The 26,039-nt window shown below is 66.1% G+C and carries 12 protein-coding genes; 7 read left to right on the top strand and 5 right to left on the bottom strand.

Going from position 1 to position 26,039, the window contains the following annotated elements:
- Positions 1-147 precede the first annotated feature (147 nt).
- Entirely contained in the window at positions 148-1,125 is a 978-nt protein-coding gene (locus JGU72_RS09695; RefSeq protein ID WP_199684537.1) for an alpha/beta hydrolase, read from the top strand.
- On the top strand, positions 1,122-2,516 hold the full coding sequence (mtr, locus tag JGU72_RS09690) for a mycothione reductase (RefSeq protein WP_199683608.1): 1,395 nt from the start codon (positions 1,122-1,124) through the stop codon (positions 2,514-2,516). Before JGU72_RS09695 ends, mtr begins: the two co-directional genes overlap by 4 nt.
- Positions 2,517-2,527: 11 nt before the next feature.
- Here mtr and JGU72_RS09685 read toward each other — a convergent pair whose 3' ends face one another.
- A complete protein-coding gene (locus JGU72_RS09685; protein WP_199683606.1) occupies positions 2,528-3,091 on the bottom strand; it encodes an alpha/beta hydrolase in 564 nt (187 codons plus the stop codon).
- A 118-nt stretch (positions 3,092-3,209) separates the two neighbouring features.
- On the opposite strand from JGU72_RS09685, the gene JGU72_RS09680 reads away from it, so the two are divergent.
- From JGU72_RS09680 to JGU72_RS09660, 5 genes are all read left to right on the top strand, one after another.
- On the top strand, positions 3,210-3,716 hold the full coding sequence (locus JGU72_RS09680; protein ID WP_307828369.1) for a GtrA family protein: 507 nt from the start codon (positions 3,210-3,212) through the stop codon (positions 3,714-3,716).
- A complete protein-coding gene (locus JGU72_RS09675) occupies positions 3,709-5,970 on the top strand; it encodes a hypothetical protein (RefSeq protein ID WP_199683604.1) in 2,262 nt (753 codons plus the stop codon). The genes JGU72_RS09680 and JGU72_RS09675 overlap by 8 nt, the downstream gene beginning before the upstream one ends.
- Positions 5,971-6,114: 144 nt before the next feature.
- Entirely contained in the window at positions 6,115-7,098 is a 984-nt protein-coding gene (locus tag JGU72_RS09670) for a glycosyltransferase (protein WP_199683602.1), read from the top strand.
- Between the two features lie 2 nt (positions 7,099-7,100).
- The gene (rffA, locus tag JGU72_RS09665) at positions 7,101-8,270 is read left to right on the top strand and encodes a dTDP-4-amino-4,6-dideoxygalactose transaminase (protein WP_199684535.1); all 1,170 of its coding nucleotides are present in this window, start codon (positions 7,101-7,103) and stop codon (positions 8,268-8,270) included.
- Between the two features lie 232 nt (positions 8,271-8,502).
- On the top strand, positions 8,503-9,015 hold the full coding sequence (locus JGU72_RS09660) for a L,D-transpeptidase (RefSeq protein ID WP_199683600.1): 513 nt from the start codon (positions 8,503-8,505) through the stop codon (positions 9,013-9,015).
- A 31-nt stretch (positions 9,016-9,046) separates the two neighbouring features.
- Here the strand turns inward: JGU72_RS09660 and JGU72_RS09655 are convergent, their stop codons facing one another.
- The 4 genes from JGU72_RS09655 to JGU72_RS09640 are packed head-to-tail and all read right to left on the bottom strand — an operon-like array spanning position 9,047 to position 25,866.
- Positions 9,047-10,525 carry a cobyric acid synthase gene (locus JGU72_RS09655; RefSeq protein ID WP_199683598.1) on the bottom strand — a complete coding sequence of 493 codons (1,479 nt, stop codon included), beginning with the start codon at positions 10,523-10,525 and terminating at the stop codon, positions 9,047-9,049.
- Positions 10,522-11,379 (bottom strand): type I methionyl aminopeptidase, encoded by an 858-nt coding sequence (gene map, locus JGU72_RS09650; RefSeq protein WP_199683597.1) that lies wholly within the window; start codon positions 11,377-11,379, stop codon positions 10,522-10,524. Before map ends, JGU72_RS09655 begins: the two co-directional genes overlap by 4 nt.
- 35 nt (positions 11,380-11,414) lie before the next feature.
- Positions 11,415-12,407 (bottom strand): alpha/beta hydrolase, encoded by a 993-nt coding sequence (locus JGU72_RS09645; RefSeq protein WP_199683596.1) that lies wholly within the window; start codon positions 12,405-12,407, stop codon positions 11,415-11,417.
- Positions 12,397-25,866, bottom strand: a complete 13,470-nt coding sequence (locus tag JGU72_RS09640; protein WP_199683595.1) for a non-ribosomal peptide synthetase — start codon at positions 25,864-25,866, stop codon at positions 12,397-12,399. The genes JGU72_RS09645 and JGU72_RS09640 overlap by 11 nt, the downstream gene beginning before the upstream one ends.
- Between the last annotated feature and the right edge of the window lie 173 nt (positions 25,867-26,039).

Here is a 26,039-nt window from a genome sequence, read left to right as displayed (position 1 = left end):
TGCGCAGGGTTAGGTTACCCACGAGTCCGTATACCCCGATTGTGCCCCTCGCATCAGGGTTCGCCGAGCCATTAGATTGTGATTGTGACGCAAAACGCGGGTTCATCGACGCGAGCGGTAGGCGGTCCAGCACAGTGGCAGGCCGACATGCTCGGCCCGGCCTACGAGCGGTTGACGATCCCGCTGGGCACCGACCCTGACGGCGAAGGCGCCATCGAGGCCACGCTCATTCGGCACCGGGGCGAACGCACGACGCCGGCCACAGCGTCCGTGCTCTATGTCCACGGCCGGTCCGACTACTTCTTCCAGAAGCACGTCGCGGAGCATTTCGACGCCCGGGGCCACGCCTTTTATGCTCTGGACCTGCGTAAATGCGGACGGTCGACGCTGCCCGGCCAGAGTCCCCACTACGTCTCCAACCTCGCCTACTACGATGCGGAACTCAACGAGGCACTGCGCATCATTCGCAACGAGACCCCCGGTGTTCCGACGCTCGTCGTCGCGCATTCGACCGGCGGACTCACGACGGCGTTGTGGCTGGACCGGCGCCGCCGGCTCGGCCTCGACGACGGCGTTGCCGGGCTGATCCTCAACAGCCCCTTCTTCGACCTCCAAGGACCGGCCTACATGCGCAGCGTGATCGTCAACACTCTGATCAACGTCGCAGGCTGGGTCCGCGCCGGACTCGTCGTGCCGAGCAAGATCGACGACCGCTACGGCGCCAGCATCCACGTCAGCGGACGCGGTGCGTGGGATTACGACCTCGACTGGAAACCGCTCGGCGGCTTCCCGGTGCAGTTCGGTTGGCTCCGGGCGATCCGGCGCGGTCAGTACACGTTGCAACGCGGCCTCGACGTGGGCGTACCGACGTTGATCCTGCGTTCCAAGCTGAGCCACTTCGCCCGTACGACCGGTCCGGAGATAGACATCGCCGACGCCGTTCTGGACGTGAAGCAGATTCAGCGGTGGGCCGGTTGCCTCGGTGACCGCACGACGGTCGTGCCGATCGAAAATGCCCGGCACGACGTTTTCCTGTCTGCACCGACTCCCCTGGCCAAAGCCTTTGCCGAGGTCGACATGTGGCTCGACTGGTTGCAGGCCCACGTCGATACGGCAACCCGGTGAGCGCCCGTGCGCATTTCGACCTCGCGATAATCGGCACCGGTTCGGGAAACACGATCCTCACCAGGCAGTTCGCCGGCAAGAAGGTCGCGATCCTCGAAGCGGCGACCTTCGGCGGCACCTGCATCAACGTCGGGTGCATCCCGACCAAAATGTTCGTCTACGCGGCAGACGTGGCGACCACCATCGCAAGGTCGAGCAAGTACGGCATCGACGCACACGTCGACAAGATTCGGTGGCCCGACATCGTCGACCGGGTGTTCGGTCGCATCGATGCAATCACGACCGACGCCGAGGACTTCCGGCGCAATCGGACCGAAGGCGCCACGCTCTTCACCGGCCGCGCCCACTTCGTCGGTCCGCGGACGCTCGATACCGGCACCGGGTCGGTGATCACCGCCGATCAGATCGTCGTCGCGGCCGGCTCCCGGCCGATCGTTCCCGACGAAATCCGCAACTGCGGCGAACCGTTCTACACGAGCGACGACATCATGCGAATCCGCGACCTCCCCGAGCGGCTGATCATCCTCGGCGCGGGGTTCATCGCCGCGGAGTTCGCGCACGTGTTCTCGGCATTCGGGGTCGACGTCACGATCATCGCGCGCGGCGAGCGACTCCTACGGCACCTCGACGCCGACATCTCGGCACATTTCACCACGCTGGCCCAGGCGAAATGGGATGTGCGACTTGGGCGTACGGCCGTGACGATGCGAAAGTCAGGCGCCGGTGTATCGGTCGAGCTCGATGACGGCAGCTGCATCGAGGGCGACGCGATGCTTGTCGCGACCGGTCGGCAGCCCAACAGCGACTGGCTCGACGCCGCGGCGGGTGGGATCGAGCTACACGACGACGGCCGCGTCAAGGTCGACGAATATCAGCGCACGTCGGCGGAAGGCGTCTTCGCGCTCGGCGACATCTCCTCGCCCTATCAGCTCAAACACGTCGCCAACCACGAGGCCCGAATCGTGCGCGACAACCTGCTCCGCAACGCGTGGCAGTCCGATGTGGGGTTGGCGCGCACCGATCACCAGTTCGTTCCCGCCGCGGTCTTCACCGACCCGCAGATCGCCGATGTCGGCCTCACCGAAGAAGCTGCCCGCGAGGCCGGCTACGACGTCGTCGTCAATATCCACAAGTACGCGGACGTCGCCTACGGATGGGCGATGGAGGACGACACCGGCCTGTGCAAGGTCGTGCTCGAACGTGGCACCGGAAAGATCCTGGGCGCGCACATCATCGGCTATCAGGCGCCGACGATTATCCAGCCGCTGATTCAGGCCATGCAGTTCGGGCTGGATGCCCGTTCCATGGCCCGCGGGCAGTACTGGATCCATCCCGCACTGCCGGAGGTAGTCGAAAATGCACTACTGGGCGCGCTGAAGAAGGAGCACTGACGGCCGGCCGCTCACCACGAACTCGTGCGCAACACGATCTCCGTCGCGAGTTCGTGGCTTGCCTTCACCGGGATGTTGTCCACGTCCAACTCGACGACGCGAAACTCGCCGTACACGTGCCGACCGCTCAGCTCGGCCCAGTTGCGATTCTTCGGGCCACCGACCATCACGGTGGTCGGCAACTCGACGGCGGGGCATGCCGCCTCGGCGACGTTTCCGGCTGCGTCCGCCAGCGCCGGATGTCCCCGATCGACCGCCACGAGACTTGCGAACCGGCCGAAGCTCTTGGCTGCGAGCCGCCAGGCCAACTCGGCACCTTCGCGGTTGCCCATCAGGTTGGCCCAACCCAGTTTCAGTTCGTCGAGGATCGTCAGTATGTCGGTGTCGTCGAGCCCCTCGATCGATTCGGGCACGACCGTCCGCAGACCTGAATTGTGCAGGCGCACACAGACTTGGTCGTAGACGTCGGCCGCTTCCTGCACTGCCGGCAGCAGCACCACCGTGTGCCGGCTTTCCGGCCCGTCTACCCGAACCTTACAAGTGCCGTTTCCGGTAACCACCTGCATCAGTTCCATTGCGCGACCGTACGCCAGTCCGGCAACTTACGCGTGAAATCCAAGGTCAGGAGGCCGTGCCACGGCGCGCCGGACGGGTGTCGAGTCGCGTCCCACGCGGCCTGAGACAATACGGTTCGTGAGCGAGCCCGAATCGGTCGACGACAGCCGCGCCAGCGGTGCCTCGAACGTGCCCGTGCCCGGAATTCTGGTGCGCCTCGCGCGGAGTCAGTCGCTCGCCTACACGCTCGTCGGTTGCGTGAACACCGCCATCGGATTCCTGCTCTTCGTCGTCTGGATCACCGTGCTCGGTGACCACCTCTACCAACTCGCAGTTGCGCTGGCCTACTCCATCAGCGTTGTCATCGCATTCGTGCTGCACAGGACGTTGGTCTTTCGTGTGCGCGGGCGACTCGTGCGCGACTTCGTCGCGTTCGTCGGCGTCAATTCCGGCGGATTCGTGCTCAACATCGTGTTGATGACGCTTGCCGTGGGCGTACTCGACCTGCCACCGATCCCGTCGCAATTCGTCGTCACCGGCATCGTCGCTGTCACGAGCTACTTCGGCCATCGCCACGTATCGTTTCGGCGTCCGCCTGCACGGTCGGGCGACACCGGGGTTGTAGTGTCACAAACTCGTGGGTGACAGCGAAACACTCGACTCCCGGAAAACGGTGCGGTTGTGGGCAGCGGCTACGGCCTTGGGTGTCGTCGTCAGTTATGTAGCGGTACTCCTGGCTGACGTTCGGCACTTCTATACCGACGACACCGAGTCCCAGTACGTGCCGCTGTGGATTCACATCGGCGAACTGCTGCGGCAGGGCAAGATGCCCGGCGTCGTTCCCGAAGAGTGGATGGCAGGCAACCTCGCGGTCGAGGGGCAGGGCAGCCTGCTCAATCCGCCGCAGTTGCTGGTCAGCTTCATCGCACCGTCGGTCGACAACCTGCTCGTGCTCGCGACAGTCGTCAAGCTCGTGTACTCGATCATTCTGGCGCTCGGCGTATTCCGGATTTGCACGACCTACGGCGCCCGCGCTCAGTGGGCTGCCGTCGCCGGTGTCGCGGTGCCGTTCTCCGGTTTCATCCTCTTTCTCGACCAGGCCAGCTGGGTCCTCGCACTGGCGGGAACCGCGTGGCTGACGCATGCGTGGGCTTCGGCGGTCCGCTACGCGCGCGGTCGCAGCGGGCCGATTCCGTTGTTCGTCTTCCTGTACTTCGCGATCAGCGTGGGTTACGTCTGGCCGGGCACCGAGTCCGCGTTGATGATCGGCGCTGTCGCCATTGGGGAGGTCATCTACCAGCGGAAGTGGCTGCCCTCGGCGAAGATCCTGCTCGCTGCAGGATGCGCGGGCCTGGTCGGTGCGATGACCTACCTGCCGAGCTTCCTCTCGTCGCACGTGACGTGGCGCGACGCGGAGTTCGTCTTCAAGAACGACGGCTTCATGACAATTCCGTGGTCGGAAACCCTGAATGCCAGCCTGCCGAGCACCCGACCGTCGTTCACGTCGTGGTTCGGGCTGATTCAGCCCTTCCCGATCGTCTACATCGCCTGGTTCCTCATTCCCGCCCTCGCGTTCATCGACTGGAAAAGAGTCACGCGATCGATGCGCGAGGTGAGCGGCATCGCCATCTTCGCGGGCATAACGCTCTTCTGGACTGCCGGGCCCGCTGTCATCGGTCCGCTGCGCTGGCCCGCGCGCGTCCTGCCGATGGTTGCGCTGAGCCTGCTGATTCTGGTCTGCGTGCTCTTGAGCCGGCACGGCACTCTCGCCGGCTGGCGCGCGCGATGCGGGGCGGCGGCAGTTCTACTGCTTGTCCTGCTGGGTCGCTCGATCTCGTCGGCTCCGAGCGGCCGGATCCACAGCCATATCGAGGCAACGCTGATCGTGGCCGCCATGGGTGCGGTCGTCCTGCTCGTCGCCTCGAAGAAGACCGTTGCGATGGCGTGCGCACTGCTCGTCGTCTCCGTGGCGCCGGTCGCGTATTACATGGTCAACGCGGTCGGCACGCACCCGATGTCGTGGAACCTGCCCGAGCGTCGTTCCGAGGCGAAGGCCGCTTTCCCCGACTTCGACGGTACGACGCTGCAATTGGCCGACAGCCTGCGCTGGCCGAAGGAAGAGAAGAACCTCGACGGCGTGTACGGCTCGGAGGTCGTGGGGTTCTACGCCAACGACCTCGATCTGGAGTACGTCAACGGGTACACCCCGATCGGCCACTACTGGTTCTCGTACTACATGTGCATGCGCTGGGACGGCAGCGTGTGCCCCGACGCCCGTCGCTGGGCCTTCACCAACGAGCAATCGACCGGTAAGCCCCTGGTGGACCTCATGAAGGTCGACCGCGTCGTCCTGCAGCGGGCGATGTACCCCGATGCCCGCAACGACCCACCACCGCCCGGCTGGAAATGGGTCGACTACCCGGGCCACGAGAACTACATCTACGTGCTCGAGCGGATCGACGGCCCGGTCTCGACCGAAAACGGCCGGATCTCCTACACCTCGCCGGGGGTCACCGCGACGTCGGAAGACGAGTCCAACCACACCAGCCGCGCCCGCGTGAGCTCAGAGAACGGCGGGCGGGTCGTGTTCGCCCGGATCCCGTGGCCGGGCTATCACGTGACCCTCGACGGGAAAGACGTCGAGTACGGGACCGTGCTCGACAGCTTCCTCGCGGTCGACATTCCCCCTGGCACGAAAGACGCGGAACTCGAGGTCACCTGGCGGCCACCGGGCTGGCAACTCGGCATCACCACCGCGGTTCTCGGTTTCGTCGGGGTCGGCATTCTGCAATGGCTCTACCTGCGCCGACGCAAGAAGGACTCGCCTGAAGAGGGCGAAGCTGCGCAGCCCGAAGTCCGCGAGCCGACGCCGGAAGCGCACGTACCGGACGGTCGCTGAACTGCGTCACCGTTATCTGCGTGTTATCGTGCCTCTTGCCCTCCGCGCCCTCAGGCGCCGACCGCTCGAAGAAAGTCACCTACCCGATGCCGCTGCTGCTCTTTGCGCCTGCGCGCGCAGGGTCGACCGGGATCGGTGTTGCCAATGGGTGACCGAATCCATTCGGTGTCGGTCGTCGTGCCGGTGTATCGGGGCGAGACGACGATTGCGAACCTGGTCTCGGAGTTCGACAAATACGCGGGACCGACCGAGACGCCGAAAGGTTCCTGGTTCACGGTCGACGAAATCGTCCTGGTCCACGACAACGGACCCGACCGGTCCGACGTCGTTCTCGCCGAGCTTGCCGAGTCGAAGGACCGCGTCGAGGTCGTCTGGCTGAGCCGGAACTACGGGCAGGACGCCGCGACTATCGCCGGTATGGCGGCATCCCGCGGTGACTGGATCGCGACCCTCGACGAGGACGGGCAGCACGATCCTGCTTTCATCGGCCACTTCCTCGACTCGGCGCTCGCCCAGCGTGCCGACCTCGTGTACTCGAAGCCGACCAACTCGCCACCGCACGGCTTCGTCCGCAACATCACCTCGCGCGGCGCAAAGCTGGTGCTGTCGACTCTGTTCCAGTTCCCCGCCGTCACGCAGTTCGAAAGCTACCGGCTGATCCGCGGCGACATCGGCCGCAAGCTCGCCCAGGTGGCAGCCGCCGGTGTGTATCTCGACATCGCGCTGACCTGGGTGGTCGGCCGGACCGCGACTGCGCCGATCGAACTGCGCACCGAGGGTAGGCCGGTCTCGGGCTACACCTACCGTCGCCTGTTCTCGCTGTTCTGGAAGATGGTGCTCTGCAGTGGCACCCGCGGCCTGCGGATCGTCAGCGTGCTCGGCATCGCCCTCGCTTTGGCGGGCGGCATACTCGCCGCGGTCGTCATCGTGAAGGCGCTTACCGGTGAAGGTGACCCGGAAGGCTGGGCGTCGACGATCGTCGCCATCCTCCTCTGCTCGGGCTCGATCCTGTTCTCTCTCGGTCTCATCGCCGAATACCTCGGCGTGGCGCTGCATGTTTTGGCTGGCCGACCCCTATTTTTGACAGTGGACTCCCCCACGCCGCGCCCTGACGGAGAGGACGAGTAGCCATTACTGCCGACGTTTCATCCACCGCCGCTTCACTCACGCAGAACGTTCCGTTCAACGTTCCTTTCCGCGCGCCGTTCGAACTCGACAACCTCGCGGCCGTACTCGCGTCGGCTCATGTCCACGGTGACGGCAAGTTCACGGCGTCGGCCACCCGCAAGCTTCGGCAGATCACCGGTGCACCGCACGTCTTGCTCACGACGTCGTGCACCCATGCACTGGAACTCGGCGCGTTGCTGCTCGAGTTGCAGCCCGGCGACGAGGTGATCCTGCCGAGTTTCACGTTCCCCTCACCCGCGACCTCGGTAGCGTTGCGTGGCGCGACATGCGTGTTCGTCGACATCGACGAGACGACCGGCAACATCGATCCCGCTGCGGTAGCCGAAGCGATCACCGACGCCACCAAGGCGATTTTCGTCATGCACTACGGCGGCGTGGCAGCCGATATGGGCCCGCTTCTCGAACTCGCGGCAGAACACTGCATCGCGATCGTCGAAGACAATGCGCATGGGCTCGGTGGTAGCTGGATGGGGCGCCAGCTCGGCACCATCGGCACGATCGGGACTCTGAGCTTCCACGACACGAAGAACATCCATGCCGGCGAGGGCGGCGCGCTGCTCCTCACCGACGACGTGCTGATGCTGCGTGCCGAGATCATGCGGGAGAAGGGCACCGACCGTGCCCGGTTCCTCCGCGGTCAGGTCGACAAGTACGGCTGGCAGGACATCGGCTCGAGCTATCTGCCGAGTGAGTTGAACGCGGCTGTCCTCGACGCGCAACTCGCCGCGTTCGAGACCATTCAGGCCGGACGGCACCGTGTGTGGGACGCCTACGCGCGCGAGCTGCCGACGTGGGCCGCCCGCAACGACGTCGCGCAGATGTTCGTTCCGCCGGATCGGGAACATACCGCGCATCTGTACTACCTGCGGATGCCGACCGAAGACGTCCGCGACGACTTCATCAACCACATGCGCGGCCGCGGCATCGCGACACCGTTCCACTACGTGCCGCTCGATGCCAGCCCCGCAGGCTTGAAGATGGGCCGCACACCGGTCCAGTGCACCCGCAGCGCCCGTTTTTCGGCCACCGTCACCCGGTTGCCGATCTGGCCTGCAATGTCCGACGACCAGATCGCGCGCGTCATCGACGCTGTCACCGAGTTCGCGGCATGAGGGGATTCACCATCTGACGCGAGAGTGAGCACGCGATAACAGCTGGGGTAGCGATCAGATCGTTACCTCAATGGTCCCATCTGTCACTCGCACCACTCTTGACCCAGAAGCCAACGTCGGAAATGATCACAGGCACTGGATGTGATCCCATACTGATGGTCAAGTTCGTCCCCTCCCCCTTTGCAATTGCTTCACAGGGTGGTGGGCCCGGGGTAGAGAGGTCGAAAACCTGATGAAGAATCGTTTACGCACGTGGGCGGCACGATCCGCCGTCCTAGTCGGTGTTGCATCCGTTGCGCTCGGAATGCTGTCCACGGCCCAGGCTGAGCCGCTGTGGCCCGGCGGCCCCGACATCCCCGGCATTCCGGCGATCATCCCACCTCCGCCGCCGCCCCCGGCGCCGTGTACGGCACAGGGTGTCAAGGCGTGCCTGCGGAAGTCCACGAACGAAGCCTGGCTGATGGACGACGGCCGGACGATCTACGGCCCGACCCGAATTTCGCACGGCATGCCCGGATACGAAACGCCCGCCGCTATCACCAAGGTGGCGTTCAAGAAGCCGTATCACTGGAGCACCATGCACCACGCGGACATGTTCTACGCAATCTTCTTCAACGGTGACATCGCGTTCCACGTCGGACCCGTAGATCTGCCGTCGCATGGCTGCATCCGCATGACCGAAGACGGCGCGAAGGCGTTCTACGACTACCTCGAACCCGGCGACATCGTCCAGGTCATCGAATAGTCCGCACTGACGTTTCGCACCTGCGCGCGCCTCAACTGCGCGCGTGGGTGCGAATCGCGGCAACGTCGAGATTCTGCTCGACGAGGTCGGCAAGCAGATCCAGCTGAGCCGTTCGAACGGCCGCCACCGATGTAGCGGGTGCGACCACGAATCCCGACCGTCCGCTGAGTTCCGCGACTCGGGTAAGAAACCTCCGGCGAAATTCGTCGCTCTCCAGCAGACCGTGCCAATGGGTACCGAATACGGACCCCGCGACGCTGCCCTCGTCTCCGCCGTCCACGGTCTGTAGTAGCGGTCCGTCTCCTGACCGCACAACGCGCCCGTGATGAATCTCGTAGCCCCGCACAGGGATATCGTCCGCAAATCCTGCGACCTGTGCCAGCACCTTCTCGGACTCGAAGCGGATCTCCAGATCCAGCAAGCCCAACCCGTCGACCCGTCCGGCGGCGGACTCGACATCGTCGACGATGCACCTGCCCAGCATCTGGTAGCCACCGCAGATTCCGAGCACGGGTTTTCCGGCCGCGGCCCGCTTGCCGATCGCGTCCGCAATTCCGCTGCGCCGCAGCCAGTCCAGGTCGGTCACGGTCGACTTGCTACCCGGCACGACGACGAGGTCGACGTCGAGCAGTCGCGATGGTTCGGTGACCCAGCGGACCGCAACACCCGGCTCACAGGCCAGGGCCTCGACATCGGTCGAGTTGGAGACTCGCGGCAAACGAATGGCCGCCACGGTCAACCAGTCGGACCCGACGGGCCGGCCCGGTCGGCCGACCGCTGCATCGCCGACGGTCCCCAACGAGTCTTCCGCGTCGATCCACAACTCATCGGAATACGGGATGACGCCGAACGTCGGCCGACCGGTCAACTCGCGCAACCGTTCCAGGCCCGGTTCGAGCAGCGAGACGTCGCCGCGGAACTTGTTGATCACGAAACCCTTGATCAACGCCTGGTCGGCAGGGTCGAGGACCGCGAGCGTGCCGTAGAGATGTGCAAGCACTCCCCCGCGGTCGATGTCGCCGACCACGATCACGGGCAACGACGCGGCCTGCGCCAAACCCATGTTCGCAAGATCGGTCGCTCGGAGGTTGATCTCAGCGGGCGAGCCGGCGCCCTCGCAGATCACCATGTCGAACTCCGAACGCAGACTTGCCAACTCGGCCGCGACAACCGCACGCAATTCGGTTCGATGCTCGATGTAGTCGCGCGCACCGACCGTCCCGACCGCTTTGCCGCGCACGACCAACTGAGAGCGCCGATCGCTGCCCGGTTTCAGCAATACGGGGTTGAACCGAACGCTCGGCTCCAGTCCGCACGCCTGTGCCTGCAACGCCTGCGCTCGCCCTATCTCGCCGCCGTCGAGCGTGACCACCGAATTGTTCGACATATTCTGCGCTTTGAACGGCGCCACCGAAACGCCTTGGCGCGCAAGCATTCGGCACAGGCCTGCGACGACAACGCTCTTGCCGGCGTCCGAGGTGCATCCCGCTACAAGCAGGGCATCTGTCAAGGCAGTGTCAGGATTTCAGCGCCGGTCTCGGTGACGACGAGGGTGTGCTCGAACTGCGCGGTCCACTTGCGGTCCCGGGTGACGACCGTCCAGCCGTCGTTCCAGATCTCGTAGTCGATGGTTCCGAGATTGATCATCGGCTCGATCGTGAACGTCATCCCCGGTTCGATGATCGTCGCGACCTCGGGCTTGTCGTAGTGCAGGATCACGAGCCCATTGTGGAAGGTGGTTCCGATGCCGTGGCCGGTGAAGTCCTTGACCACGCCGTAGCCGAACCTGTTCGCGTACGCCTCGATGACCCGGCCGATCACGTTGAGGGCCCGGCCGGGCTTGACGGCCTTGATCGCCCGCATCGTCGCCTCGTGTGTGCGCTCGACGAGTAGGCGATTCTCCTCCGACACGTTGCCCGCGAGGAAAGTCGCGTTCGTGTCGCCGTGCACGCCGCCGATGTACGCGGTGACGTCGATGTTGACGATGTCACCGTCCTGGATCACCGTCGAGTCGGGTATGCCGTGGCAGATCACTTCGTTCAGCGATGTGCAGCACGACTTCTCGAAACCCTTGTAGCCCAGCGTCGACGGGTACGCACCGTGGTCGAGCATGTACTCGTGTGCGATCCGGTCGAGTTCGTCGGTCGTCACACCGGGCGCCACGGCCTTGCCGGCCTCCTGCAGCGCGCGGGCCGCAATCCTGCTCGCGACTCGCATGGCCTCGATGGTTTCCGGCGTCTGGACCCACGGCTCACTACCCTCTTTGGCCGTCGCCTTCCATACGTACTCGGGCCGCTCGATCCGCTTCGGGACGGTACGGATCGGCGACAAAGTGCCGGGCGCCAACGTGGTTCGTACAGACATGGCTACCAGCGTAGCGGGGGCTCAGCGACTCCTCGTCAACGCAGGGAGTTCGCAATGAGCGGCCAGGACGTGTGGAGGTCGTCCTGCCAGTAGTCCCACGAATGCGTGCCGGCGGGGCGGAAGTTGTACTGCGCGGGAATGCCGAGACCGTCGAGTCGCGCGCGCAGGTTCTGCGTGCACTGATTGATGGCCGCCTCGATCGTGCCGCTGACCACGAGCTGCTGGGCCAGGAAGACAGGATCTCCCCCGACATTGCGGCCGGCGAGGTTGTCGTGCGGACCTGCCAGACCGTTGCCCGCCGAGATGTAGAGCGCGGTCCCCCGCAGTTTCTCCGCGTTGATCAACGCATCGTTTTCGACCCACAGCGGACTGTTCGGCGGACCCCACATATTCGCGACGTTGCCGCCGCCGCGCCCCTCGACCACTGCCGTCACATACGCACGGCCGATCGGATCGCTGGTGCCTGCGCAACCGCTGTAGGACGCGACGCTGCGATACAGTCCGGGCGCCGATTCCGCCAGGGCAAGCACCGCGGTTCCCGACATGGAGAGTCCGGCAATCGCATTCCGGCCGTTGGTCGAGAACATCGAATCGATGATCGGCGGCAACTCTTGGGTGAGGAAGGTCCGCCACTTGTTGCGGCCGAGAACGGGGTCGTCGGCAATCCAGTCGGTGTAGTAGCTTTCGCGCCCGCCGATCGGGATCACGACATTGGTGTCTTTGTCGGAGAGGAAATTGACGACGTCGGTGTGCTCGAGCCAGTCCCACGGCGCCTCTTCACCACCGGCGGCACCGTTCAGGAGATACAGCGTCGGTGAACCGGAACTCCGGGACGGAATCACCCTGAGCAGAATGTTCTTCGCCATCGCCGGCGAGTAGACGTAGACCTCGACCACGCCCGGCGCATTCGGCGTCGGTGCAGCGCCCGCCGACGCCGCAGGCCACAGCATGGCGAGCGCTCCGATGAGCCCGAGACTCACAAAACGAGCCAACCGGTTCTTGCGCCGGAGCAGCCTGTCACGATGCATAGTCGTTTCCCACCTTCATCAATTCACCGGACAATTCCGCTTCGACGATCGGAGCGATCGTCGACGTCGCAGCCGCTGACATCATTCGCCAGTGATCTGCCGGCACCGCATGGTTGCGGACCGCACCGCTGACGAACGGGCGCCAGAGATCCGCCAATCGCGTCCCGCTGGGATCGTCCTCGATCGCAGTGAAGAACACAACATCGCCCTCGTATACCCCGGGGCTGTGCGAGCGAATCGCATCCGCGGATCCGCTTGCCGCCACGATCATCCGCTCGATTCGTTCCCGTGTGAGGCCGCTGTAGCTGCCGGGCAGTGCAGCCAGAAGCTCCGCGAGGCGGCCTGCTGTCGGCGCAACTGCGTCGAGCGTGAGCGCATCGATCAGATCGACCGCCGTGCCCAGGTCCAGGCCGAGACCGTCGAGCAGGTCGCGGGCCCGCGGCAGTCGATCCTGCGCCGCGACGGCGGTGTCCGACGCCGCTGCGTCCAACTTCCCCGCGTCCAGCCCCGCTGCGTCCAACCCCGCTGCGTCCAGCCCCGCTGCGTCCAACCCCGCGCCGAAGCCGCTGTCGAGCATCGCAAGGAACGACACCTGCGCACCTTCGCGCTGCAGCCGTACCGCGATCGCATGCGCGATCACCCCGCCCAGCGACCAGCCGAGCAGGCGATACGGACCCTCGGGCTGGGTGGCCCGAATTTCGCGGACGTAGCGATCGGTCAGTTGCTCGATGCTCGGGCTACCGATGTCAGGTTCGGTGATCACCGGGGACTGGAGTCCGTACACCGGCCGGTCGTGGTTCAGCTGTGCGGTCATTCCGGCGTAGCACCAGGACAGCCCGACCACCGGGTGGACGCAGAAAAGCGGCTCGTTGCTGCCGCCGCGTAACGGCAGCAGGACACCGAGTGCTGAATCATCCTCTGCAAGTGCGCTTTCCGACAGGGTGCCTGCCGCGAGTGCGCGGCGCGCAAGCGAGCCGGGATTCGGGTCCGCGAAGAACCACAGCAGCGGCAGGTCCACCGCAGCAACATCGCGGATGCGCGCGACGGCACGCGCGGCAAGCAGCGAATTGCCGCCGAGAGCGTAGAAGTCGTCGTCCAACCCGACTCGCTCGACCCCGAGCAACTCGGCGAACGCGTCGGCGATGGCCGTTTCGAGCGGGGTCTCGGGTGCGCGGTACGGCCGCTGGGTGCCGGTCGGGGCGGGTAGCGCCGCACGGTCGAGCTTGCCGTTCGACGTCAGCGGCAGCGCGTCGAGTGCGACGACGTGCGCGGGCACCATGTAGGCCGGCAGCACCCGGCGCGCGGCTTCGAGGACTGCCGTTGGATCGATCTCCGACCCGACGACGTACCCGACCAACTGCTCGGAGCGTACGACGGCCACGGCCTGCAGAACACCGGCAACTGCGCCGAGGACCGCTTCGACCTCACCGAGTTCGATTCGCTGACCGCGCAGCTGGACCTGAAAGTCCGTGCGCCCCACGTATTCGAGTTCGTGGTCACGGTTCCACCGCACCAGATCGCCTGTCCGGTACAACCTGCCCGGTCCGAACGGGTTGGCAACGAACCGGTCGGCGGTCAGATCCGGGCTGCCGAGGTAGCCGCGCGCCAACTGGTCCCCGGCAAGGTACAGCTCGCCGACCACGCCGGTCGGGACGGCGTGCAGGCGCGAGTCCAGCACGTAGACCCGGGTGTTCCAGACCGGCATACCGATCGGGACAGTAGCGGCGGCCACGGGTCCGACGGGGTGATAGGTCACGTCGATCGCGGCCTCGGTGGGTCCGTACAGATTGTGCAATGCGCTGTGCGGCAACATCTCTTGCGCGAGCATCGCGACCGAGGCGGGCAGCGCTTCACCGGACGCAAAAATACGGGTTAGCGAATGGCATTGCCGGGCAGCAGCTTCGGCCGCAAAGACGGCAAGCATCGAGGGTACGAAATGCACCGTCGTGACCGACTGCTCGGTGATCAAGCGCGCGAGGTAGGCGGGATCCTGGTGACCGTCGGGTGCAGCGATGACCAGTCTGGCACCGACCTGCAACGGCCAGAACAACTCCCAGACCGACACGTCGAAGGTCATCGGCGTCTTCTGCAGCACCGCGTCCGACGCGGTCAGCGAATACTCGTCCTGCATCCACGCCAGCCGGTTGCCGATCGCCGCATGCGACACGGCGACGCCCTTCGGCCGCCCGGTCGAACCGGAGGTGAAGAGCACGTACGCCGTGTTCGCCGGGTGCAGCGGCAGCCGGCGATCGGCATCGGTCACAGGCGCGGATTCGAAACCTTCGAGCATTGCTGAGTCGTCGACGCGCAAGACCTCGTAGCCCGCGAATTCGGACGCCTCCGAAGTCGTGAGCACAACCGACGGCGCCGCCGTGTCGAGAACGTACGCGGTCCGCGCCGCGGGCTGACCCGGATCGATCGGAACGTATGCGGCACCGGCTCTCACGATCCCGTGGATCGCCACGATCAGATCGACCGAACGGCGGATCGCGACGGCCACAACCGTCTCGGGACCCGCGCCACGCGCAATCAGGGCCCGCGCCAATCGATTTGCGCGACGATCGAATTCGCCGTAGCTGACGACCTCCGCGCCGAACACGAGAGCTGTGTCGTCCTCGGCCGTGCGGGGCCGAGCGTCCGCGAGGGTCGACGCGGCAAGCGTTCGCGTGGTTGCGTTCTGCGCGACCAGCAGCCGGTCGCGATCGCTGTCGCCGACGATGTCGAAATCCCCGACCGGAAGCAGCGGATGGCGAAGCAGTCGCGCGAGAAGGTCGGTGTAGAGCTTCGCGAAACCGGCAACGGTCGATTCGTCGAACAGGTCCGTCGCATACGTCAAGGAACCGTCGATGCGCTCCGGTATGCCGTTGGCGTCGTAGCGGCTTTCGAGCGTCAGATGCAGATCGAACTTCGCAACGGCCAGATCGGTTTGCACCTGGGACAGCCGCAGTCCGGGCAGCGTGACCTCGACGTGCGGCAGGTTCTGATAGGTGAGCGCCACCTGGAAGAGCGGGTGGCGCGCGGTCGACCGCGCCGGGTTCTTCAACTCGACGAGCCGCTCGAACGGGAGGTCACTGTTGCCGAATGCGGTCAGGTCGACGTCTCGCACTGCCGCCAGAACCTCGGCGAACCCCTTCGACGGATCGATCTCCGTCCGCAGCACGAGCGTGTTGACGAACATGCCGATCAGCTCGTCGAGTTCCGGTTCACCCCGCCCGGCGATCGGTGCGCCGATCGCGATGTCCCCCGTGCTGGTGAGCCGTGCGAGCAGCACGGCTAGTGCGGCGTGCGTGACTATGAACGGTGAAGCTCGGTGCCGCACGGCAAAGTCGAGAATGCCGTCGTGGGTCTGCGGCGCAATCGCGAAACGCACGGTGTGCCCGGCGTAACTCTGCACTGCCGGACGGGGCCGGTCGGTCGGGAGGTCGAGCTGTTCGGGAACACCCGCGAGCTGGCGCAGCCAGTAGCGTGCCTGCTGGGCGGTCGTCGAAGCCGGGTCGTCGTCGTTGCCGATGGCAACTCTGTGCCACACGCTGTAGTCGGCGTACTGCACCGGCAGCGGCACCCACGCCGGTGCCTCGCCGCGGGACCGTGCCGCGTACGCGACGCTCACATCACGCGCGAGGGGTCCGAGCGACCACCCGTCGGCGCAGATGTGATGCACAACGATCGCGAGGACGTATTCGTCCGCCTCGACACGGAACAGCCTGGCGCGCAGGGGCACTTCGGCAGTGATATCGAAGCCCCGCAGCGCCGTTTCGGCGATCTCCCGCCGCACCGAATTCCGATCCGAATCGATCGCAACCAGCCTCGGCACAACGCGATCGGCCGGTAACACGACCTGCTGCGGGCCGACCGCGGCGTCAGGATAGATGGTCCGCAAAGCTTCGTGGCGCTCGATGACGTCGCCGATGGCCAGTTGCAGCGCGTCGGTGTCGAGGTCGCCGACCAGGCGCAGCGCGAGCGGCAGATTGCTGGCTGCCGACGCCGGATCGATCCGATTGAGGAACCACATTCGAAGCTGAGCCGGAGAGAGTGGAATTCGCTCCGGCCGGGCACCGACGGCAAGCGCGGGACGGTCGGTCCGCGCGATCGGTTCTATCGCGGCGGCGAATTCGGCGACAGTCGGAGCGTCGAACACGACACGGACGGGCACATGGCGGCCCAGTTCGGCCCTGATGCGGGCGACCACCTGCGTCGCGGACAACGAGTTGCCACCGAGTTCGAAGAAGTCGTCGTCCAGACCGACGCGGCCCGTCCCGGTCACATCACCGAACACACTCGCGACGACGATCTCGAGCTGTGATTCCGGCGCGCGGTAGCTGCGCGCGGAAGCCCCGAAGTCGGGCACCGGCAGCGCGTTGCGGTCGAGCTTGCCGACCGGAGTCAGCGGTACTTCACGCAGTGGCACGACGACCGCCGGAACCATGTAGGCAGGCAGCACCCGGCGCAGCCAGGCGCGGAGTCCGACGGCGTCGACCGCGGCGCCCGGCAGTGGCAGAACGTAGGCGACGAGTTGGGTGTGCCCGCCCGCCGAATAGCCGATCGTGACAGCGAATTCGACATTGGGCGCAGCACCGAGCGCGGTGTCGATTTCACCCAGTTCGATTCGCAGGCCACGGATCTTGACCTGGAAGTCGGTGCGTCCGACGAACTGGAGATCGCCGCCCGGCAGCCACCGGACGAGGTCGCCCGTGCGATACATCCTGCCGTCGCCGCCTGAATACGGATTCGCCACGAACCGGTCCGCCGACCGGCCGGGCTGACCCACGTATCCGCGCGCAAGTGCCGGACCGGCGAGATACAACTCGCCGACGACGCAGGGCGCAACCGGATGCAGCCGCGAATCGAGGACCAGGGCGTCGAAGCCGCGAATCGGCGCACCGATCGCGACGGTAGCGCCCACCGCCAGCGGTGTGGTCACCGTCGCCCACACCGTGGTTTCGGTCGGTCCGTAGGCGTTGAACATTCGCCTGCCCGGTGCCCAGCGGGCGACCAGTTCGGGCGGGCACACATCGCCCGCGACGACGACTGTTTCCAGGTGATCGAGACCGCGATGGTCTGCGGATCCGAGCACGGCGGGCGTGAGAACGGCATGAGTCACCTTGCCGTCCGCGATCACGCCGGCCAGCTCGGCCCCGCCGATCACATCGGCCGGTGACACGACGAGCGTGGCACCCGCGCCGAACGCCATCAGCAGTTCGAATACCGCGGCATCGAAGCTCGGGGATGCAGCGTGCAGGACTCGCGAATCCGCGCTGACGCCGAACCTGGACAGCTGCTCGTCGACGAGGTTCGCGAGTCCGCTGTGTGTGACAGCGACGCCCTTGGGCAGCCCGGTCGATCCGGACGTGAAAATCACGTAGGCAACGTGGTCGGCGGTCAGTCCGCGGTCGGCTGCGGGCACGTGCGAGCTCTCGTTACCTGCGGCCAGTTCCTCGGCTTCTGCAACGTCGAACCAGCGCAGCGACTCGGGAAGGGGTGTCCCCGAACCCGACCGGAAGCCTTGGCCCGCCCCGGACTGCGCGAGAATGTGCGCGATGCGGTCGACCGGCTGCCGCACGTCGATGGGCACGAATGCCGCTCCGGTCTTGGTGACAGCCCATACCGCGACGATGAATTCGATCGACCTCGACATAGCGAGTGCGACGCAGGACTCGGGCCCGACGCCGTCGTCGATCAGCAAGCGCGCCAGTCGATTCGATCGCTCGTCGAGCTGCCGATAGCGAAGTTCGGCACCATCGAACAGCACTGCCACCGCGTCGAGATTCTTCGCGGCGCCTGCGGCCAAGACGTCCGGGAGCAGCCGCGACGACGTCGAATCAGGACCGCGCACCGGTGCGAGTGCAGCTATCTCGTCCTCGTCGAGGATGGCGATGTCGCCGACCGTTGCGGTCGAGTCGGCGACCACCGACGACAGGATCCGCAGGAAGCGGTCGATGACGGATTGTGCCGTCGACTCGTCGAAAAGCTCTGTGGCATAGGTGAGAACGCCACGGACCGCACCACCGGGCTGGGGCACGATCGTCAGCTGCAGGTCGAACTTAGCAACATGCGGATCGATGTGCTCGACGCGTGTGTGCACACCCGGCAGGTCGAACTCGGTCAAACCGGCATCGTCGAAGAGCAACGCCACCTGAAAGAAGGGGTGAACGCCACGCTCGCGGGGTGGGTCGAGCACTTCGACGACCTTGTCGAACGGGATGTCGCTGTGCCCGAGAGCGCCGAGCACGGCGTCGCGCGCTCGTTCGAGAACGGCGGTGAAGGTTGCTTCCGGTTCGACGGCAACGCGCAGAGCGAGTGTGTTGACGAACATTCCGACGAGTCCGTCGAGGGCAGCGTCGCCGCGACCCGACACGGCAGTGCCGACCACGACGTCGTCGGTGGTTCCGTACCGGCGCAACAAGACTGCGAGCGCGGCGTGTACCACCATGAACTGGCTGACGTGATGGTCGTCGGCGAGCGCCGCAATTCCGACGACCAGCTCGCCGGGAATGTCGAACCCGACCGACTCGCCGTGCTGGGTGGGATTCGGCGGCCGTTGCCGGTCGGCGGGCAACTCAGTGCGACCGGGTAGATCGTCGAGCGCACGGGCCCAGTAGTCGAGTTGGCGGGTGGCGAGCGATTCGGTGTCCGTCTCGCTGCCGAGCAGTTCGTGCTGCCACACGGCATAGTCGGCGTACTGGACCGGCAGCGGAACCCACTGGGGCGCATACCCTTCGGCGCGTGCTGAGAAAGCCCTGACAAGGTCTGCCGCCAGCGGGACGATCGACATTCCGTCCGACGCGATGTGATGCATGACGAGCGCGAGCACATGGTCGTCGGCAGCGAGCCGGAACAGGGCGGCGCGCACTGGCATGTCAGTCGTGACATCGAATCCCCGTGCGGCAAAACGCTGCAGGTGTGCCCCGAGTTCGTCGGCGGCCACGAAAACCGGTTCCAGGGACTGCGGTTCGGCACTGTGGACCGATTGATACGGCCCCGAAACGGATTCCGGGTATACGGTGCGCAACGACTCGTGGCGCTCCAGCAGGTCGTGGACGGCGGCGCCCAGGGTGGGGACGTCGAGGTGGCCGGTGAACCGCACTGCCAACGGGATGTTGTAACGCGCGCCTTCGGGTTCGAGTCGATTCAGGAACCAGATCCGCTGCTGAGCCGGCGCCAGCGGTGCACGCTCGGGCCGCTCGTGCGCTACGAGCACGGGACGCGCATGGCCGCCCGCGCTCACCAGTTCGATCTGGTCGGCAAGCTGACCGACCGTCGTGGCCTCGAACAGCGCACGCACCGGCACAGCGGCACCCAGCGCAGCCGAAATGCGTGCCGCAACCCGAATAGCGACAAGCGAATTGCCGCCGAGGGCGAAGAATTCGTCGTCCAGACCGACCTGATGCAGACCGAGAACCTCGATCAGAACTTCGGCGACGATCTGCTCGACCGGTGTTCGCGGCGCGCGGTACGGAACGGGCGCGTGGTCGGGCGCAGGCAACCCATTCCGGTCCAGCTTGCCCGCGGAACCGATCGGCAGTGCGGACAGCACGACGAAATCGGTGGGGACCATGTACGCGGGCAACCGTGTGGCAAGGGCCCGGCGGATGTCGGCGACGTCGAGAACGCGGTCGGCGGCAGGCACGAGATAGCCGACCAGGCGCTCGCCGTGGGAGCCGTCGTCCCGGACGAGAACCACCGCCTGTGCGACGCCGGGCACGGCGAGCAGTGCGATTTCTATCTCGCCCAGTTCGATTCGCAGGCCGCGCAACTTCACCTGGAAGTCGGTACGCCCCAGATAGATCAGTTCGCCCGCCGAATTCCACTTGACGAGGTCGCCGGTGCGATACAGCCGTGTGCCCGATCCGTCGAACGGATTCGCGACGAATCGGTCCGCCGTCAGGTCGGCCCGGTTCGCGTAGCCGCGCGCGAGTTGGACACCGCCGAGATACAGCTCTCCCGGTACTCCCGGCGGCACCGGATGCAACCGTTCGTCGAGCACGAAGCTTGTCGTGTTCCACACTGGCCGGCCGATCGGCATGACCGAATACGGTGCAGCAGGAGCAATCTCGAAGTACGTCGCCGTGACCGCAACCTCGGTGGGGCCGTAGAAGTTGCCGAGCCGGAGGCCGCGACCGGTCACCTGCCGCGCGGTTGCGGGCGAGATCGCTTCACCGCCGACGTAGATCATGCGCAAGCTCGCCGGCAGTTCGAACTCGGGCATCGACAGCAGCGCATCCAGCATCGTGGGTACGAACTCGGCGATCGTGACGTGCTCGCGCTCGATCACCGCCATCAGGTGCGCGGGGTCGAGGTGGCCGTCGGGCGCGAGCACGACCAGCCGACCGCCGACGCCCAGGACACCGAAGCATTCCCACACGGACACGTCGAAGGTGACCGGGGCTTTGAAGACGACGCGGTCGTCGGCGGTGATCGGCAGGTCGGTCTGCATCCAGCACAACAGGTTTGCGGCCGACCGATGCGACACCTCGACACCCTTCGGCCGCCCGGTCGAACCGGAGGTGAAGATGACGTAGGCGGTGTTCGCCGAGCGCAGCCTGCGCACCCGGTCGGTATCGGTAACGGGCGCCGGGCTGAATCCGGAAAGGTCGAGGCGGTCGATCGCGTAGGTCGGCAGCGCGAGGTCCAGGGCCACGGCACCGGCAGTCAGTACGCATTCGCATTCGGCGGTATCGACGACGTAGCGAGTCCGCTCGATCGGCTGATCCGGATCGATCGGCACGTACGCGGCACCGGCCTTCACGACGGCGTACATGCCGATCAGCAGCTCGACGGATCGCGCGAGCGCGAGGCCCACCCGCGACTCCGTGCCGACGCCGGAGGCAATCAGCTTGCGCGCCAGCCTGTTTGCCGTCGCGTCGAATTCTGCGTACGTGAGCGCAGCACCCTCGTACACGACTGCGATCGCATCGGGACTGCGCTGGACCTGCGCGTCGAACAGGTCGGCCAGGGTCAGGTCCGGCAGTTCGACTGCAGTCGCGTTCGGCTCGACGAGTAACGCGTCGAGCTCGGCCGCGTCGCAGATTGCGATGTCACCGATCGGAGCGGCGGGGTCGGCCAGGACGGCGTCGAGAATCCGGCCGAAGGTAGCGACGAAGCCGATGGCCGTCGCCTCGTCGAAGAGGTCTTTCGCGTAGCGCAGTCGCGCGGCAAGACCGGCCGGCGCGCCGTCGGCTGCGCGCGCCTCGACCAGAGTCAGGTGAAGATCGAACGGCGACAACGCCGTATCGATCTCGTCGACCGCGACCGACAGGCCGGGCAACTCCAGGTGCGCCGGGTCGAGGTTCTGCAGCGCGAGCAGCACCTGGAACAACGGATGTCGAGCCGCCGACCGAACCGGGTTCAGCACTTCCACGAGACGCTCGAACGGAACGTCTGCGTTGGAGAATGCGGCGAGGTCTGCCGCCCTGCAGGATTCGAGCAACCGGGCGAACGACTCGCCGGGTTCGGGCAACGTGCGCAGGACCAGGGTGTTGACGAACATCCCGACAAGATCGTCGAGGCCACGTTCTCCGCGGCCGGCAATCGGCGTTCCGATCGCGATGTCGTCGCCCGCGCCCAGCCGGTTGAGCAACACCACCAACGCCGAGTGGACGACCATGAACAGCGTCGCGTCGTGGCTGCGTCCCAACGCGAGCAGGCGCGCATGAGTACCGGCATTGATGTCGAATTCGACTTGCCCGCAACGAGATGTCGGGGCCGTCGGCCGGGCGCGATCCGTCGGCAGCTGGACCTCGTCCGGGAGCCCCGCCAGGGTCTGTCGCCAGTAGTCGATCTGCTTGGCGCCCACCGTTGCCGGGTTGCTCTCGTCGCCGAGCAGTTCGCGATGCCACAGCGTGTAGTCCGCGTACTGCACCGGCAGCGGCGCCCACTGCGGTCCGCCGCCGGCGGTCCGGGCAGCGTAGGCCAGCGCGATATCGCGCGCCAGCGGACCCATCGACCAGCCGTCGGCCGAAACATGGTGCACGACAACGGCAAGCGCGTGGTATTCCGCAGTGACGCCGAGTAGCAGTGCGCGCACCGGAAGCTCGGTCTCGAGGTCGAAACCGTGCGCGGCGAATGCCAGCAGCCGGTCATCCAGCTCGGCTTCGGCGCACGTACTGCGCTGCAGCGCAAACACATCCGCATCGAGGACGACTTGACGCGGACCGTCGTCGGTGTCCGGATACCGGGTGCGCAGTGCCTCGTGCCGCACGAGCACGTCGCGGATCGCTGCGTCGAGGGCATCCGCGTCCAGTAGTCCGCGCAGCCGCAGCGCAATGGGGATGTTGCTCCCCGGCGACGCCGGATCGAGCCGGTTCAGGAACCACAGACGTTGCTGCGCCGGTGACAGCGGGACCACACTCGGGCGCACACCGCTCACCAAACGCGGTGAGCTCGATCGTTCGGTACGCGCCGCTGCTCGGACCGCCAGAGCGGCGACGGTAGGCGCTTCGAAGATGTCGCGAACTGTCAGCTCGGCGCCGAGTGCGGCGGCTGCGCGTGCTGCCAATTGTGTTGCTGAAAGCGAGTTTCCGCCGAGTGCGAAAAAGTTGTCGTCGCGGCCGACCGCGGTTGCGCCGACGATGTCCGCCACCGTCTCGGCGAGCAGGTGCTCGACGGGCGTGCGCGGCTCTTGGTACTCGGCCGCGTACGTCGGTTCCGGCAGGGCCTTGCGATCGAGTTTTCCGACCGGCGTCAGCGGGATGTAATCGAGTTCGACGATATGGGCGGGCACTTCGTGCGCAGGCAGAATCCTGTGCAGATGCGCCGCCAGCTCGACTGTGTCGATACTGCATTCGTGTCTGGGGCAGACGTAGGCAACGAGCGCCTGTTCGCCACGGCTCGAGGTGCGCAGGACGGTCGCGCCGAAGCCCACCGAAGGATGCGCCGCAAGCGCCGCATCGATCTCACCGAGTTCGATTCGCAGGCCGCGCAACTTGACCTGTTCGTCCGTGCGCCCGATGAATTGGAGCGTCAGGCCGGGCGTCCAGGCGACGATGTCGCCGGTCCGGTACATCCGGGCGCCCGCCGCACCCCATGGATCGGCGACGAATCGAGACGCCGTCAACGCCCCACGTCGGTGATAGCCGCGTGCGACACCGACGCCCGAGATGTAGAGCTCCCCCGGAACGCCGATCGGCACCGGCCGCAGATACGAGTCGAGGACAACCGCTCGGGTCCCCTGGATCGGTCCGCCGATCAGCGGCGTATCCCCGGGCCGGTGCGGCGGGTTGATCGTCGTCATGATGGTCGTCTCGGTCGGGCCGTATGCGACGAATACGCGCCGGCCTGCCTCGGCCCATCGGTCCACCAACTCGGCGGGCACGACCTCACCGCCGACTACGAGGTCGGTCAGGCAGTCGAGCCCCTCGGGAGCGACCGAGGCCAGCGCGGCAGGCGTGATGAACGCATGCGAGACGCGCTGTGCCGCAACGAGGCTGTGGAGTGCGGCACCGCCGAACGCATCGCCCGGAGCGACGACGAGGGTCGCGCCGACGCCGAACGCAAGCAGGTACTCGAACACCGACGCGTCGAAGCTGGGCGACGACACGTGCAGAATCCGCGACTCACCCGACGTCCGGTAGCGCCGCTGCTGATCGGCGGCAAAGTTCGCGAGTCCGGAGTGCGAAACGGCTACGCCCTTCGGCCGTCCAGTCGAGCCGGAGGTGTAGACGAGGTAGGCGACCGAATCGATGCGCACCGGTTGCAGAACAGGCTCCGCCGGCACGGCGTCATGCCATTCGGCGGGGTCCACGACGTGCCACGAGACATTGCCTGGCAAGTTCTCCAGGTCGGCGGCCGATGTGAGCCCGAGAACCGCGTTCGAATCGGCGATCATGAAGCCGACGCGCTCAGCCGGATAATCCGGGTCGACCGACACGAACGCAGCGCCCGATTTTGCGACGGCCCACACCGCGACGACCGACGCGATCGAGCGACGGATCGCCACCGCGACGAACGTTTCAGGACCCGCGCCGCGCTCGATGAGCTCGCGCGCCAAGTGATTCGACCAACCGTCGAGCTGCCGGTACGAGACCACGGTCGAACCTTCGGCGAGGGCGATGGCGTCGGGTCGATCGGCCGCGGCATCCGCGAAGATCCGCGCGAGGGTTCGCGGCGATGACGCAGCCTCGCCGCGCACGGGCGCGACAAGGGCGAGCTCGGTCTCGTCGAGCAGGTCGACGGCCAGCACCGGATCGGAACCGCGCGCAGCGACGAATCGCTCGAAGAACTGCAGGAACCGGCTGTGGTGAGCGCGCAGTTCGGCGTGGTCGTAGCGGTACGGGTTCGCCTCGAAGTCGATGTGCGTGTGTTCACCGGCAACGGCGGGATACAGATTGACCGCGAGGTCCTCGACGGGACCGGTCGAGAGCACGTGCAGCCTGCCGACGACGTCGCCGAGCTTGATCTCCGAGTGGAACATCATGATGTTCACAACCGGACCGAACATGTCTCGCTGCGCGAGACCAGCATCCTTGCGGATGTCCTCGTGGCGGTAGCGCTGATGACGCAGGGCGCCGACCAACGCCGTCTGGGCATCCGCGACCAAGCCGTCGACCGTGGTGTCGCGGTCGACTCGCAGTCGCAGCGGTACGACGTTCGACACCATGCCGCCGGACCGGCGTAGGGCGAACGAGGTGCGCGCCGATACGGGCAGGCTCAGCACGACGTCGTCGACGGCGGTCATCCGCGCCAGGAACGCTGCGAAAGCGGCGACGAGCAACGGCGCCGGAGTCGTGTTCAGCCGTTCGAGCGCGCGGTCGAAGTCGTCGGACATGCCGTCGCTGCAGATCAGCGACCCGGCTGCGAGGCCCGCCCGATTCGATCGCGACAAGGTGACCGGACCGGGGAACTCGGCGGTCTGCTGCGCCCAGTGCTCACCGTCGGACAGGAATCGGGTCGACTCCCGGTAGCGGGCTTCCTCGTCGACAAGCACTTCGAGCGGGCTTGCACGGGTCGCCGGCGCCGCTGTCCCGGAGACCAGTGCGGTGTACAGCTCGGCGGAGCGGTTCATCGCGTTCATCGCGCCGAACCCGTCGAGCGCAATGTGGTGGATCCGGGAGAACCAGAAGTAGTGGTCGTCGCCGACCCGCAATATCGCGTTGACGCAGAGTCGGTCGCGAACGATGTCCAGCGGAGCGGCCGACTCCTCGCGCATCCATGCAAGACCTGCTTCGACCGGGTCCGTATGGCCACGGAAGTCGAGCTGCGCTGACGACGAGGCGAGCGTCTTGTCGACGATCTGACGCGGACCGGAATCGGTTTCCACGATCCGCAGCATCGGGGATCCGAACTCGTGCGTCGCGGTCACGCCGACCGCGGCGAGCAACTCCGGGTCGAAGGGTCCCTTGATTTCGACGTACTGGGAGATGGTGATCGGTGCGTCGGCAGCAATCTGCTGCGCATGCCAGATACCGAGTTGGGCATGCGAAAGCGGAAATGAACGTATCTCTTCGGCGTTCAATCCCCGCACAACTTCAACTTGGAGCCCTATCCGACCCGGCGAGTCCGCCCCTGGCGGTTACCGAGGCAGTCCCACAAATGTACCGATGATCGCGGCGGACAGCCGCAATCATCCTGTCGTCTCGAGCAACCCGATCCGTTACACCGCCGCCTTCGAAACAGGACGAAATGCACACTTGCAGA

The sequence above is a fragment of the Antrihabitans auranticaus genome (assembly GCF_016481275.1).
Classification (GTDB): domain Bacteria; phylum Actinomycetota; class Actinomycetes; order Mycobacteriales; family Mycobacteriaceae; genus Antrihabitans.
The sequence above is the reverse complement of the archived record's forward strand: the minus strand, read 5'-3'. Positions and strand labels throughout refer to the sequence as shown.